Annotated in this window: 11 protein-coding genes; 4 read left to right on the top strand and 7 right to left on the bottom strand. The window is 61.8% G+C overall.

All coding sequences use genetic code 11. The features are described 5' to 3' along the window. Nucleotides 1-36: 36 nt before the first annotated feature. Nucleotides 37-1,023 (top strand): tripartite tricarboxylate transporter substrate binding protein, encoded by a 987-nt coding sequence (locus LDO29_RS21210; RefSeq protein WP_224010945.1) that lies wholly within the window; start codon nucleotides 37-39, stop codon nucleotides 1,021-1,023. 533 nt (nucleotides 1,024-1,556) lie between these two features. Here LDO29_RS21210 and LDO29_RS21205 read toward each other — a convergent pair. From LDO29_RS21205 to LDO29_RS21175, 7 genes are all read right to left on the bottom strand, one after another. Continuing rightward, nucleotides 1,557-1,799 carry a hypothetical protein gene (locus LDO29_RS21205; RefSeq protein ID WP_224081711.1) on the bottom strand — a complete coding sequence of 81 codons (243 nt, stop codon included), beginning with the start codon at nucleotides 1,797-1,799 and terminating at the stop codon, nucleotides 1,557-1,559. Then, entirely contained in the window at nucleotides 1,796-4,903 is a 3,108-nt protein-coding gene (locus LDO29_RS21200) for an SNF2-related protein (RefSeq protein ID WP_224081710.1), read from the bottom strand. The genes LDO29_RS21205 and LDO29_RS21200 overlap by 4 nt, the downstream gene beginning before the upstream one ends. Before the next feature lie 65 nt (nucleotides 4,904-4,968). After that, nucleotides 4,969-5,661, bottom strand: a complete 693-nt coding sequence (locus tag LDO29_RS21195) for a hypothetical protein (protein WP_224081709.1) — start codon at nucleotides 5,659-5,661, stop codon at nucleotides 4,969-4,971. Beyond that, complete coding sequence (locus LDO29_RS21190) at nucleotides 5,661-6,446, bottom strand: hypothetical protein (protein WP_224081708.1); 786 nt, start codon at nucleotides 6,444-6,446, stop codon at nucleotides 5,661-5,663. The genes LDO29_RS21195 and LDO29_RS21190 overlap by 1 nt, the downstream gene beginning before the upstream one ends. Before the next feature lie 74 nt (nucleotides 6,447-6,520). After that, nucleotides 6,521-7,006 carry a hypothetical protein gene (locus LDO29_RS21185; RefSeq protein WP_224081707.1) on the bottom strand — a complete coding sequence of 162 codons (486 nt, stop codon included), beginning with the start codon at nucleotides 7,004-7,006 and terminating at the stop codon, nucleotides 6,521-6,523. Between the two features lie 442 nt (nucleotides 7,007-7,448). Next, complete coding sequence (gene ltrA, locus LDO29_RS21180) at nucleotides 7,449-8,696, bottom strand: group II intron reverse transcriptase/maturase (RefSeq protein ID WP_224081706.1); 1,248 nt, start codon at nucleotides 8,694-8,696, stop codon at nucleotides 7,449-7,451. Nucleotides 8,697-9,422: 726 nt separating this feature from the next. Next, entirely contained in the window at nucleotides 9,423-10,220 is a 798-nt protein-coding gene (locus tag LDO29_RS21175) for a hypothetical protein (protein ID WP_224081705.1), read from the bottom strand. Between the two features lie 57 nt (nucleotides 10,221-10,277). Between LDO29_RS21175 and LDO29_RS21170 the strand changes: the two genes are divergently transcribed. From LDO29_RS21170 to LDO29_RS21160, 3 genes are read left to right on the top strand one after another with little or no spacing between them, the layout of a single operon-like run. Next, nucleotides 10,278-10,532: a hypothetical protein gene (locus LDO29_RS21170; protein ID WP_224081704.1), complete on the top strand. Its 255-nt coding sequence runs from the start codon at nucleotides 10,278-10,280 to the stop codon at nucleotides 10,530-10,532. A 2-nt stretch (nucleotides 10,533-10,534) separates the two neighbouring features. Beyond that, on the top strand, nucleotides 10,535-11,995 hold the full coding sequence (locus tag LDO29_RS21165; protein WP_224081703.1) for a 3'-5' exonuclease: 1,461 nt from the start codon (nucleotides 10,535-10,537) through the stop codon (nucleotides 11,993-11,995). A 25-nt stretch (nucleotides 11,996-12,020) separates the two neighbouring features. Then, nucleotides 12,021-13,253 carry a DUF1173 family protein gene (locus tag LDO29_RS21160; RefSeq protein WP_224081702.1) on the top strand — a complete coding sequence of 411 codons (1,233 nt, stop codon included), beginning with the start codon at nucleotides 12,021-12,023 and terminating at the stop codon, nucleotides 13,251-13,253. Nucleotides 13,254-13,292: the final 39 nt, after the last annotated feature.

Here is a 13,292-nt window from a genome sequence, read left to right as displayed (position 1 = left end):
TCTTTCGCAGACTACTACAACCAGAGGAGACACATCATGCGTAAGTCAGAGTTCGCAACCAAGGCGCTCGGCGCTATCCTGGCCGTTGCCGGGATCGGTATAACCAATGGGGCTATTGCCCAGACGTGGCCGGCCAAACCGATCAGCCTGGTCGTGCCGTTCCCCTCGGGCGGCACGACAGACATCCTGGCCCGGGCGCTGGGCGACCAGCTATCGAAGAACCTCGGGCAACCAGTCATTGTGGAAAACCGCCCGGGTGCCGGCGCAACCGTCGGTGCCGACTACGTTGCAAAGGCTAAGCCTGATGGCTATACCCTTCTCATGGGAGCCGTCCACCATACAATCGCCACCAGCGTGTACAAGAAACTGCCCTACAGTTTCCAGAAAGATCTGGCACCCATCTCAACGCTGGCCATGGTGCCGAACGTGCTAGTCATTAACAGCGCCAAGACGCCAGCCAAGAACGTATCGGAACTAGTAGGGCTGGCGAAGAAAGCCTCGCCCGAGCTGTCCTACGGCTCAAACGGCAATGGAACGGCCCAACACCTGATCGGCACGCAGTTTCAGAAGGCAACGGCCACGCAACTGCTTCACGTGCCGTACAAGGGGAGCGGGCCGCTGACCACCGACCTGCTGGGCGGCCAGGTTAGTATGTCATTCGATACGATCACTACCGTCCTGCCCCACATAAAAGGGGGAAAGCTGTCCGCCCTGGCGGTGACGACCGCGAAGCGCTCGTCGGCCTTGCCTGACGTTCCGACCATGGAAGAAGCGGGGTTGAAGGGCTTTGACATCGGCACCTGGTTTGGCGTGCTCGCACCCGCCGCTACCCCGAAACCCATTGTGACCCGTCTCAACGCAGAAATCGTAAAGATCGTCGGCTCCGCTGACTTCCAGCAGCGCCTGCTTGCCGCCGGTGCAGAGCCGATGTCGAGTAGTCCCGAAGCCTTTGCTAAGCGGATCAATGACGAGACCGCAAAGTTCGCTACCCTGGTGAAGGAAGGCAAGGTCACGATCGAGTAAGACTGCTGGCGGTTCGGTGTTCCGTTGCCGAATCCTTCAAGCCGCCCTCGCTGTCTGCTGGCAAAACGCCGGAGAGGCTGACAGCGAGGCAATTTGCTTCTCGCGGTCACTCGCGGAGAAGCATTGACGTACGGCCGAAGGAGCTATGCCGCATTGGGAATGTCCCTCGCCGTCCGACGTTCTCGCGAGAACAACGGCGTCAAAATACAAGCCTTTCGTTTGACTCTCGACGCATCATTCAGTAAGGGATGGCACAGGCTTTGGCGACGCTTCAGACACCGACCCGATATGAACGACCGATGTTGACCGAGTAGCTGCCATTGCGACCAATCCTATGCAACGTCTCGGAAGGGTCGTTCAGAGACGATCGCGTCATCCCCGCAAATCGTCGATGAGCCAAAAAATTGCCCTCCCAGTGGGAGGGCGCGCCGAAAGCTCACCAATTTGCTACCGCTTTCGCCGAATAGCCCCGCGTCCAGCGCGCGGCGATGACCCACTGGCGGACCGCGTACTGCGATCCGCCAGCGTGGCCATCAGAGTATCGGCTGGCGTGGGCCAATCGGCCGCGACAAAAGCGTGGTAACGGCGCCGGCGACTTGCCAGCCGTCCAGCTCCGATTCGTGGATGCCGTGCACCAGCCGGTCCAGGCAAATCACCTCGACGCCGTCCGCTTCAACGGTGCCCAGGATGGATGCCACGGTGGTCCCGCAGGTACCGCGGCGCTTCACGGTCACCACGCCTTCGCCAAGGGCGATACTGCAGCCTTGAGCCTTCATGCGGCCTCCTTCAAAAGTTCACGTTGATCCCGGGCCTTGAGGCCGTGCAGCATGGCGAGATCGGCCACAAAATCGTCCAACAGCGTATCCATGTGCAGGAATGCCTCGTCATCCAGTTCCGGGGTTGCCCAGTCCAAGCCCGCCTCCATGGCGTCTCGTTTGTGCGCAACCATCTGGTCCTGGTAGACGTCGATGCTTCCGGGCAAATGGAAGTACACCACCTTCAGCTGGCCCTTCCGGTTCCACCGTAGTGCGCGCCGCATCGCCTGATACTCGATACGCCACGTCCACGAGCGGTCGTAGAAGAGCACATAGTCGGCATTGGGCAGGTTGTAGCCAGCCCGGCCGGACGCTTTGGTGCACAGGAGCCCCGTGGCGCTACCGCTCACGAATCGCTTGTCCTTGTCGGCCACGCGCTTCGCAATCGGAATCCCGCCATGGAATGGCACGGTGTCAACGCCCTTCGCCTTCAAGTGCCGGGCGATGAGGTTGATCACGCCCGGGTTCTCCGCGAACAGAATTGCCTTGCCTTCGCCCGCAATTTCCTCCATTCGCTCGATCACGGCGCGCTGCTTGCTGGTGAGCTGCCGCAGTCCGCCGACGCCATCGACCCCATGCTGCGGGTAGTTGGCGGCGAAGTGCACGGCCCGGATGCGTGCCAGGATAGCGATGAGGTTGTTGGACTTCCCCACGACCTTGCGCATGTCCCGGTACCACTCGGCAAACTCGTCCGCCGTACGGAGGTAGAGCGACAGGTGCGCAGGATCCCATTCCGTCTCGACCACCTCCACCGCCGGCGGGTCGATCTGAATGTATCGCGACACATCCGGTTCGCACACCAATCGGCGCTTCACATGCGGCGCCAGCATTTGCCGGTACCGCGGCAAGTTGCCGATCTTTGGCACTTCGCGCTTCGCCCCATCCTGCAGGCTCTCCGCAAACTCCCACGTCACCCACTCCAGCACGACGAAGTCGTTGCGGAAGCGGTCAATGCCTCGCTCGGCGTGCTGCACCGTAGCGAGCCAGTTGGCTTCCAGATAGCCTCGCCGGTAGCCGTAGGGCTGAGCCGCCGTGCCATCGCCTCCCGTGAAAGCGATCAACCCGAATATGTCGCGCGGGTAGTTGGCAATGGGGCTGCCGGTCAGGATGTAGCGGCGCCTGGCCGACAGCTGCCACAGCGCACGGCTTTGGTCACTGGCCGGGTTCGACAGCCGCTCGCCCTCGTCCGCTACCAGCAGGCCAACGCGACGGCGCAACCGGTGGGCATATGTGACGCGCCGAGACGCCTCTCGGCATACCGGCATGCGCAAACGCTCATAGGCAATCAGGTTGATTCGACCGAGCGCACCAAGATCTTCTGGCGACTGGATGACGTGAACGTCGCCTGGCGGCAGGATCAGCGCCAGTTCCGCGCGCATCTCTGGCACCAGCCGGGCCTCGATCACGATCAGGCCGTGCCTGACCCCGGACAGCAGAATCAGCGCCGCAGCGAGCCGCGACTTGCCGCACCCCTGCTCCCACGCGGCCACGGCTCCGTTGGGCTTCAGCAGCAGCTCGACCAGGTCCTCCTGTTGGAATTCCCAGTCCAGCCACTTATCGATCCCCAACGCACGCAGCCGCTTGCGCAAGTGGTTTGCTTGCTCGGGGTAGCGGCGCTGCAGGCCGTCGTGGACAACCTCCCATGCCTGGGCCGATCTCTCAACGGTGAAGCGCGTCATAAGCTCATCCAGGGACATCGAATAGAGCTTTCCTGCGCACTCGTAGGCGTAATTGCCATCGGGCAGCCGGTCGAAGCGCACTTCCTGGCCCGCCTTGATGACCGGGCTACCCCACGAGGTCGGATCCACGACATGAGACTTCGTCGCAGCACCAACCATCGTGTCGGCCTGCCCCGCGCCCGTGGTCCATACAGCGTGGCGAAGAGGCAGCGCCTGACGGGCGCTGCGGCGCAGCCGGCGGCGGAAGTGCTCGAGGAAGCCCGGCGCGAACTCCGGCTCACCGCCCGCAGACTTCACCAGTTTGATGAGCCGGTCGAGCGCACGGATTGGATCGTCCTGCGCCAGATAGGTCTCGAGGTCCAACCGACCAGTACCGGCATAGCGAAAACCACGCGGCAGGCGTTGGCCCTCCAGCGACACGATCCGGCTCTCCAGCACTCGGTTGAGCACCATGGCCTCGGTGAATCCACACTCGAAGCCGAACACGATGCGCCGTCCGTCATGCGCGATGCGTACCCGTTTCTGCGAGGTTACCGGGCGCGTGATGGCGGGCCCTTCGTCGTCGAGCAACTGGTGGGCCAGTCGCGGCTCGCCATAGAGACGATCGTCGGCTTGCAGTTCCAGCGCGGGCAGCGGCTGGGCCAGATCCGACACGGCTTGCCGCACGAAATCGCGGGCTCGCATCCGGAAGCGCGCGAACACCGCGATGGAGGTACGCACCTCTGCGCCTTCCTCCCGGAACGCGCTTGTGGGCAGGTCAAATACGCCGACCACGCGCCTCGCGGCATCACTAAACGGCTCGCCGTGGGCGATTATCAGGTTGGCGAACTTGTCGACGAAGGTCGTCGGCAGCAGCGCCACCACGATCTGAGCCGCGTCGAGCGCCTGTGACAGCGCATATTCATGGCTCAGGGCGCTGGTGTTAGCTCCGAAGCGGCCCCAGGTGGTGCAGTCGTATGGCTTCAGATGCGGCGACTCAAGGTGGATCGAGAACGGCGGGTTGATAAGGGCAATATCGAAGCGCTTCGGGTGGATTTCCTCCATCCCAGCGTGCCGAAAACTGCCATCGAAGCCGGCGGCTTCCACGGCATGCTGGACTGCTTCGATCGTTGGGGCATGCACATCCACACCGTGGAGGCTGTACTTGGCCGGATCCGCGAACTGCAGCAGGCGGCCAGACCCGACCGAGTTGTCGAGGATGGATACCTTGCGCTCCGGCAACCAGCCGCAGACCACGCCCCACATCAAGCGCGCGATAGCATCGGGCGTGAAGAACTGGGAAAGATGGCGCTGGCGCGCCGCGTGCAATTCGCCCATGTGGGCAATCTTCTCGGCCTGCGAACCGAGACTGACAATGGCCCGCAAGGGCTCGTACCAATGGTTCATACTGGATTCCAATAAAGAAAAAAACCCCGTCGATGACGGGGCAGTTGAAGGGCAGTCGCAAGCGACTATGAGGAAAACCGACAGGCTGGAATGCCTGCATGCTGGCTCACGAATTGCATGAGCCGGTCAGCGAGTGCGACGTCAAACCGAAACTCCCAGTACTCGTTGAACTGAACGACATCGAGCTCCGGGAAGGTCCTGCGCCGCTGCGCGAGGAACGGCTCGCCATAGTCAAACTGCCGGAGGCAGCCGGCTAAAGGCCATGCGCCCGCCTGCCTGGCTGCAATAACCAACGATGCAACCACAGCGCCGACCGGCTCCAGCGACACCGGCGTCAAGCGTCGGAATGGCCGACCATCGGTGGCAGCCGATTCGGACTCGGCAAGGAGACGCATGCGCGCCGTTCTCGCCGTGCGACAGATCGATGAGGGATGGGTCAGATGCAGCCCGTCGACCAGCGTTGTTGCCGCTTGTCGGTAGGCCATCGCGACACCCGTCGGCTCGTACGTCTCGCTCAGGAGATCCCAGAAGCGATCAAGGTCCGGAGTGATCCCCGCCCCGATTGCTTCCCTGATGTTGGGGTAGCCTGCGACAGCAATGCGGGTCTCATCAATCGCCAGCGGCATGTCCGGGACACCAAACTGAATGCTGGCGCGCTCGATCATGTTTGCCACAAGCCGTCGGCAAAACTTCTTCGTCTCGGCAGGCCCGTTCGACGGGGAGGCCCGGAGGAACTTCTGAATCAGCGCGTTGTACATCAGTCACGCTCCCTCAGGGCTTCCTGGCCATACTCACCGACGAACAGCATCAGCTCGTTGCCGACCTCGTGCGAGAACTTGAATTCCCACGCGTCCTTGAAGAACACCACGTCCAGGCCCGGCATGCTCCATTTCTCCCTGTAGTCATACGTCAGGTCATAGAGGTTCACGCGGCTGAGATTCGCCTGGATTTGGGGGAAGCCAGCCTTGCCTGCGAAGGTCGCCAGACCGGAGAGACAGTCCGCGGTAAATTGCGTGCTGTAGTGACCGACCCGTCGGCTGCTGGATCTGCTAACGGCTTCCGAATGCACCGTCTTGCGAAGGATGATCGCTGACGCCGTGCGCTTCACTTCGGACTTGCGGTTCAAACCGAATGTCCTGACGATGCGGGCGGCAGCCTGACGGTATGCCATTTCTCGCCCGCCATCACCTTGATACCTGGCTTGCAGGGACGACCACAAACGGTCGATATCGGGAATGCGCCCCTTGTTCAAGGCGTCTTCGATATCCAAACCAGCGATATCGTGCTCGTCGTGATCCTTGATGTCGAGGCGGCTGCCGGGTGGGGCGAAATCGCGCCGGGCGCGATTTACGACGTTGCCGGCAAGAGTCCGGCACATCTTACGGATCTCGTCCCGCGTCTTGTACTCGGTACGCAGCTCGACCGTCCGATAGTGCTCAGGGACGTCGCCCAATACCTCGCGTTCGAATGCGGCAACGGACAGGTACGCCGCGCGCGCAGCCTTCTGAGCGGCAATGAAGCGCTCGATGATTTCGTTGTACATATGGTCTCTCCTGGAACTGGGAGACCACCCGCACGGGAGTCTCCCGTGGGGGTCAAATTGGGTCCGGATGGACGTTAATGGAGGCAGAGCGACGGCCCGCTAGGCATGGGCGCAAAGCCCATTGCCCACCAGCTCGCGACCGGATGGTCCGGGAAATCGGGAATTTCGTTGCTGCGAAACAATTGCGGAACGTCCGCCAGTTCAGCGGTACCTGCCACAACAAGCTCACGCCACTGAGCATGCATCCGCAGCCAGGTAAGCTCGGCGCGCGCGATGTGGTCCCAGTTCATTGGTAGCATGGACTCGTCGAATACCGCAGCACCGGCAGCGGTCACTACTGCGACCACTTCATGATACCGACCGAAGTCATGCGGGAAGCCGCGGCGGACGAACGATAGGATGGCCGGATCCGGGTTGCCGAAGAGACGCTCGAGCTGCCGGATGTAGACGGCGCACTCCAATCGCGACTGCGCTTCGTAGTTCGGTTGACCGACTTGGGCACAAGTCTCGTCACAAGGCACTGGGCCAACTTCGGTGTTAATGGTCTTCTGGTAACGCATAGCAACTCCTTTGGAAGGCGGAGCCATGCCCCATTGGGAACAAGGCCCCAATGATCAGGAAGCGCCCGACTCGGATGCTTCCCGGCCGGGCAAGATGAAAGCCGCACGAACCATGGGTTCCTGCGGGAATGGTGGTCAGTTCAGACCGTAGCTGTATTGCTGAGCCGATTCTCTGGCTGCATGCTGGCCGCCTTCAGGCCTTATCAGACAGCTTTGCGAACCGGATGAGTCCCCATGCGGCGGCTACGGCAAGGCCTATAGTCACGCATGAGGCGAGTTGCATGGCAAGCAGAGAGACGTTCACCGTGGTGACAGTGAAGAAAAGTGCAACGAACAGAATGACAACCATCGCAGCGATGGCGATGGCAGTCGAGTAGCGCAAGGGAATCGCACCCTCACGCCCTCACAGAACCGGACGTGAACCTCTCGATTCATCCGGCTCCTATCGTCCAACCGAGGTCTCCACGGCCCAGTGCGCAAAGAGGCCCGGCTGCCGAGACTTGACGTCTCGTAACCATGCCGCTGCACGCCGCTTACGACCGCGGAGATGTTTGTACTTCCGTTGCGCCCAGCGGACCAGTGCGGCATCGAGCACAAGCAGCACCCGCCCCAGCGCAGACCGATAGAATCGACCGTAGTAGTGAATCCAACCAAGCAACGTCGGACGCGTTCGGTCCGCCAACTCAGTCAAACTCAAGTCATAGCGGTGCAACACACTGCGGCGACGCAACTCTTGCCGCATCGCTTTTGCAGCCTTGTTACTGACTGCAGGCACGAAGCCAACCGACAGCTTACCCACCCGACTTCTGACACTTCGCGGTCTGAACGTATAGCCCAGGAAGTCGAACTGACATAGCGGATAGCTTGCATGCCTGTTGGCCTGCTTGCAATACACGATCTTGGTCTTCTCTGGATGCAAATCCAGCTTGCATTCGGCCAGCCGCGTCTCTAGCCCCTGCTTGAGCAGCCGCGCCTGCGCTTCGCTCTTGCAATGACAGATGACATCATCGGCATAACGCGCGAATGGCACGTCCGGATGATGCTTCTGCATCCACCGGTCGAACGCATAGTGGAGGAACAGGTTAGCCAGCACCGGACTGACGACACCGCCTTGCGGCGTGCCCTTGTCCGGATACTCCACGGCCCCGTCAGGCATTTGCACGGGTGCCTTGAGCCAGCGCTCGATATACAGCAGCACCCACGCGCAGTCCGTGTGACAGCGCACCGCGCGCATCATGAGTTCCCAATCGATACTACCGAAGAAATTCTTGATGTCGAGGTCAAGCACCCATTCGTACTCCCAGCATCGCTGCCGGGTGACGTTGAGCGCCTGATGCGCCGATCGTCCGGGACGATACCCGTATGAGTCACCGTGAAACACCGGTTCCACGAGCGGCTCCAGATATCGCTTGACCACCGTCTGAGCGATGCGATCGGAGATCGTGGGTATTCCCAACGGCCTCGTTCCCGCACCTCCCGCTTTGGGTATGTCAACCCGCAGCACCGGCGGCGGCATGTAGCTGCCGGAGGACATCCGATTCCAGATCCGATACAGATTGTTCTTCAAATCCGCCTCGAATTCCTTCATCGACTGTCCATCCACGCCCGCCGCCCCACGGTTGGCCTTCACCTGTTGATATGCTTCCCACACCTCGCGCTTGGAAATACAAAACGGTTTTGCTTTATCCATGCGGGTCCTCCCCTTGCGGGTTGCCCGCAGCACAAAGCCAGACGATGACGCCCCTTCGGTCCAGCCCCATTACAGGACCTTCAGCCCTACTACGGACGTCTCCGCCCCTGTGCCCCGCATCAGTACTCTCATCCTTGCGGAGGCCTTCCGCTTGGATTTCTCCCTTTGCATCGGGACGACAGGTTCCCAAGTTCCTTACTGAAGCCTGAGTCAAAGGCACGCCGCCTTTATGCCGGATGCCGAATGGGCCGTCAGCAGGCATCGCCCAAACTCGTCCCGGAGCATGAAACCCCTCCGGTTTTGACATCGATTATCACGATTACGACACGTCATCAGCGGTTCACTCACGTTCGTCTCTTTGACTCTCACCTGCCGGGGTTTCCCCCCGACTTTTCCAACAACGCTCACCACGAGGGCTCTTTACCCACGCAGCTTGTGGCGGTTTGAAGCCTGCTCCTGCAAGCCGACTTCGAGGGGCCGGCCCTCATCTTCAGTAAAGCATCGCGAACATCGATTGGCTGATGCTCGCGTTCTTGGCACACGTTTCACGAGCGTGAATGACGGGCATGATGGCTCCAAACGGAAGATGGAGCCATGCCCCGTGGGGACAAAGCCCCAACGGGTGAAAAAAGCTGTGTGCCGACGGGTCGGCAGGTCGATGCGTCTGAGACGCGGAAGTAGCCCGCAGAATAGCGCAAAGCCGGCCGGCGATAAAGTCCCCGACCTTTACTTCAACGTGATTTCCGCCTTGCGCAGCCGGTTCACAACGTTCCATCGATGACGCGCGACCTCGGCGGGGTCCTGGACCGATGAATAGTCCGGCATGCGCTCATTCCCCGGCTTGCCACCGGGCTTCTCAAAGCCTCGCAGGTCCAGCCCGTGCTGCGCCGCGTGCAGTTGCGATAGCGACCACGACAACTCGAACGTCGAAATGGCATCCCAACGAGCGGGAACAGCATCGGCATCGAACCAGACCTCGCCCAGGCCGCCCATGATCGCTGTGACCGTGTACTCACTGCCCTTCTCCGACGGGATGGCGCGTACTTCAAAGCGCAACACGTCGGCGGGCGGGTGCCAGAAGACCCGATCCAGCAGGCGCCGGTAGGTCAGTGCATCAATGGTGGCGACTTCGCGGTAAAGCGGCTCGCCCGGGGCGATGTGATTTCGCTCGTCGCGCGGCCGATTACCGAGGTTGACTTCCTTCATGGAGACTTTGGTTGAAATATGCGCTATTCGGCGAAAGACGAGCGAAATCATACGCCTTTCGCCGGCCGATTCGTGCCTCTTCGCCCCGAAAATGGTGCTTGCCGCGATGGGTCCAGAAGCAGCCTTGACTCTGCCGCGGAGTCGATAAGCTAAATCGATCGCCACATCGTCCCAATCGATACCATGCGCTTCACTCGTTACGAACGCCACAATCCGGTCGATTTCATTGCCCGCCGGCAAGCCGCGTTTGCTCGCAAGCAGGCCCGCGAGCGTGACCGCTATCCACTGTTTGCCGATCACGTGGCTGCCGAGCAGCATTCGGTGGATGCGGAGCTGGCACGCCGTACCGCGCGTGGGGAATCATTTGAGCAAAGCATGCGCTCCTTCCACGCAAAGTGCTGGCGCGACGCGCGCCGCATCTTTTTCGCCCAGCCGGAGGAAGTGAGGGCCGTCATCCGCACCAAGTGGGCCACATGGGCGGGCCCGACCACCTCCACGTACTTCTCTTGGATGGTGGACGTGGAAAGCGGCAACCAGGCGCGCCGCGTCGCAGATTGCGAAGCCCGATACGATGCCACACGCACTGCCCGCGTCGCTGCGACGCCGGTGCAGGAAGCACTGCCTGTCTAAGCATGCGGCCAACTCAGGAACAAACCGAAGCGGTCGGCGCAGTGGCCGCCGGCGGCCCGCTCAAGGTCAAAGCCTACGCCGGCGCCGGCAAGACGACGTTTTTGCGGATGGCGTCTGAGGCCCGGCCGCGCGCACGCGGCCTGTATCTGGCCTTCAACAAGGACATCGCCCAGGAAGCCCAGCGCAAGTTCCCCGCAAACACGCGTTGTCGGACCGTGCATTCGCTTGCGTTCGGCTCGACCTCCCAGGAAATTACGCGCAAGCTTAATTACCCGGTGGAGCCCGCCCACAGCATGGCCATGCGCTACGGCCTTGGCCCACTGAAGCTACCGACGACCATCGGTAAGACCGTCGAACTGACCACCGGCAAACTGGGCCGCATGGTGATGGACGGCGTGGCGCGCTTCTGCTCGTCGGCGCAGGCCGAGCCCCAGGCATGGCATATCCCGGTCGACCCTCTGATCGACGAGGAGTTGGCCGAAGCGCTTCGCGAGGAACTACTTCCACACGTGCAAACGCTTTGGCGCGAGAGCATCGATCCGAGGGGTGTGGCCGCCGTCAGTCACGCGACGTATGTCAAGCTCTGGCAGCTCAGTCGTCCGCGCATCCCGGCCGATTTCATCTTGTTCGATGAGGCCCAGGACGCCGATGGGTTGATGCTGTCGGTGCTACGCGGGCAGTCGTCCCAAGTCGTCTACGTGGGCGATCCGTACCAGCAAATCTACGAGTGGCGCGGCGCCGTCAACGCGATGGACCACATTAGGGCACCGATGAAGGGACTCACCGAGTCTTTCCGGTTCGGTAACGCCATCGCAAAGCTTGCCAGCCGCATGCTGTGCCTGATGGATGAGGACGTTCCGGTACGTGGGCAGGCCGCTCTCCCCTCCCGTGTCATTCGGCACGCAGCGCCCGGTGAAATTCGTCCAAACGCCATCCTGTGCCGCAAGAACACCACCTTGCTTGCCACGGTGGCCGAGGGCCTGCAACGCGGCGACAGGGTCGCTGCCCGGACGAAGAAGGAGGAGCTAGTAGCCTTCATCGACGGCGCGGAGCGCCTGCGCGCCGGCCAGCGCACGCACTACCCGGCCGCCCTTTCCCTTTTCGAAAACTGGCGCGACGTGCAGGAATACGCCGAATCCTTCGCCGGGCGGGACCTACAGCCGCTGGTCAAGCTCATCGATGAGCAAGGCCCCGCCTACCTGCGCCAATTGTTGGCCGCCATCGCTCCGGAGGAGCAGGCCGACTACGTCGTATCGACCGTGCACCGCGCCAAAGGCCTGGAATGGCCCACCGTCACCCTGGCCGACGATTTCCGCTTTCGCCGCGAGGACGACGGTCGCGAAACGCTGGCCGCCGACGAGAAGCGCTTGCTCTATGTCGCACTGACCCGGGCCCAGCACACACTCGACATTTCGAGGATCGATCACAGCCTGCAAGCGGTGTTCCGCGATGCAAGCGTTTGACCTACCTCCAGAGGAATGAACTCGAATGACCACGATTCGGATCGGCAGTGACGAACTGGACCTGGAAAAGGTTCTTGAATTCCCCGCGGACTATGCGCGGCAGCTGGAATTTGCCAAGAAGCTCCGCGGTTACGCGGAATGCGGCTGCAACATGACCTCACCAAGGCCGAAGCTGGTGGTTCGCGCTCACGGCAAGATCTTCATCCTGGCACGCTGGCCGGACGACCCGCGACCGCATCGTGAGGGCTGCCCGTTCCTCGAACGGTCTACCCGCCTGAACGGCACCACGACGAAGCGCGACGCCTTCCAGTTCACCGGCGGCATCCATGACATGCGGCTCGACGTCGCGTTGAAAGTCGCTGCAGGCGGCCTGAAATCGCCCAGCCAGTCATCAACTTCGGCTACTCGTACTCAGCGGCGCGCCGCACCATTGCTCGGCTTCCTGCAGTACGCCTGGCAGTCCGCAGGACTTCACATCTGGCCGGGCCGCGGACGCCGTGGCTGGAATGCCTGCTGGTCGCGACTGGTGGCCGAGATGGCCGAGTGCAAGATTAATGGCCGCCCCGGGAGCGAGGTCCTTCACATCATGGAGCGGTGGGATGAGGCACGCAAGGCTGACCTGGCGGCGGAGCTGGAGGCCTTTCATGACGGCGCGAGCATCGATAAGGACGGCTACCAGCGTCGCCTCATCCTCGGCGAGGTCGATGTGCTTCGACCCAGCCCGCACGGCGGTCAACTCAAGCTGCGACAGGCCCGGCATTGGTACTTCCTGTCCACCCAACTCTATGAGCAGTTCCAGCAAAAATACAAGATCGCCCTCACCGGCATCGGCCGCGAGGACCTGCGCTGTGTCGTTGTGCTGGTCTTCGAGAAGTCTCGGCAGGGTTATCTCAATGTGATGGACGCGGCAGCGATGCTGGCCAACGTGCAGTTCATCCCCTGCGATTCTTCGTATGAGGCCGCAATGGCGGATCGCCTGGTGGGCGAAGGTCGCGCTTTCGAGAAGCCCTTGCGGCATGTCGACAATGCACCCATCCACCCCGACTTCCGCCTGACCGACACCGCGCCCGAGACGGTGATCGAAGTGCTTGGTCTCGCCGGGCAACCCGAGTACGACCAGCGGACGGCGCAGAAGCGCGCTCATTACCGGGAAAGTGGCATCCCTATCGTTGAATGGGTGCCGACAGCGGAACCTCTGGCCGCGGTTCAACTGCCAGCACCGGCTGCACGGCGCTCCATCAGGGCGACCGGAACTTGACTTGCCCGGCCAATCGCTAGGCTGGACTCCATCTCAACT

It is taken from the genome of Cupriavidus laharis (genome assembly GCF_914271435.1).
Lineage (GTDB): Bacteria > Pseudomonadota > Gammaproteobacteria > Burkholderiales > Burkholderiaceae > Cupriavidus > Cupriavidus laharis.
The sequence above is the reverse complement of the archived record's forward strand: the minus strand, read 5'-3'. Positions and strand labels throughout refer to the sequence as shown.

Excerpts from the sequence above, each read along its gene's own strand:
- LDO29_RS21210 (WP_224010945.1), top strand. The coding sequence starts at position 37 with ATGCGTAAGTCAGAGTTCGCAACCAAGGCGCTCGGCGCTATCCTGGCC.
- LDO29_RS21205 (WP_224081711.1), bottom strand. The coding sequence starts at position 1,799 with ATGAAGGCTCAAGGCTGCAGTATCGCCCTTGGCGAAGGCGTGGTGACC.
- LDO29_RS21200 (WP_224081710.1), bottom strand. The coding sequence starts at position 4,903 with ATGAACCATTGGTACGAGCCCTTGCGGGCCATTGTCAGTCTCGGTTCG.
- LDO29_RS21195 (WP_224081709.1), bottom strand. The coding sequence starts at position 5,661 with ATGTACAACGCGCTGATTCAGAAGTTCCTCCGGGCCTCCCCGTCGAAC.
- LDO29_RS21190 (WP_224081708.1), bottom strand. The coding sequence starts at position 6,446 with ATGTACAACGAAATCATCGAGCGCTTCATTGCCGCTCAGAAGGCTGCG.
- LDO29_RS21185 (WP_224081707.1), bottom strand. The coding sequence starts at position 7,006 with ATGCGTTACCAGAAGACCATTAACACCGAAGTTGGCCCAGTGCCTTGT.
- ltrA (WP_224081706.1), bottom strand. The coding sequence starts at position 8,696 with ATGGATAAAGCAAAACCGTTTTGTATTTCCAAGCGCGAGGTGTGGGAA.
- LDO29_RS21175 (WP_224081705.1), bottom strand. The coding sequence starts at position 10,220 with ATGCTGCTCGGCAGCCACGTGATCGGCAAACAGTGGATAGCGGTCACG.
- LDO29_RS21170 (WP_224081704.1), top strand. The coding sequence starts at position 10,278 with ATGCGCTCCTTCCACGCAAAGTGCTGGCGCGACGCGCGCCGCATCTTT.
- LDO29_RS21165 (WP_224081703.1), top strand. The coding sequence starts at position 10,535 with ATGCGGCCAACTCAGGAACAAACCGAAGCGGTCGGCGCAGTGGCCGCC.
- LDO29_RS21160 (WP_224081702.1), top strand. The coding sequence starts at position 12,021 with ATGACCACGATTCGGATCGGCAGTGACGAACTGGACCTGGAAAAGGTT.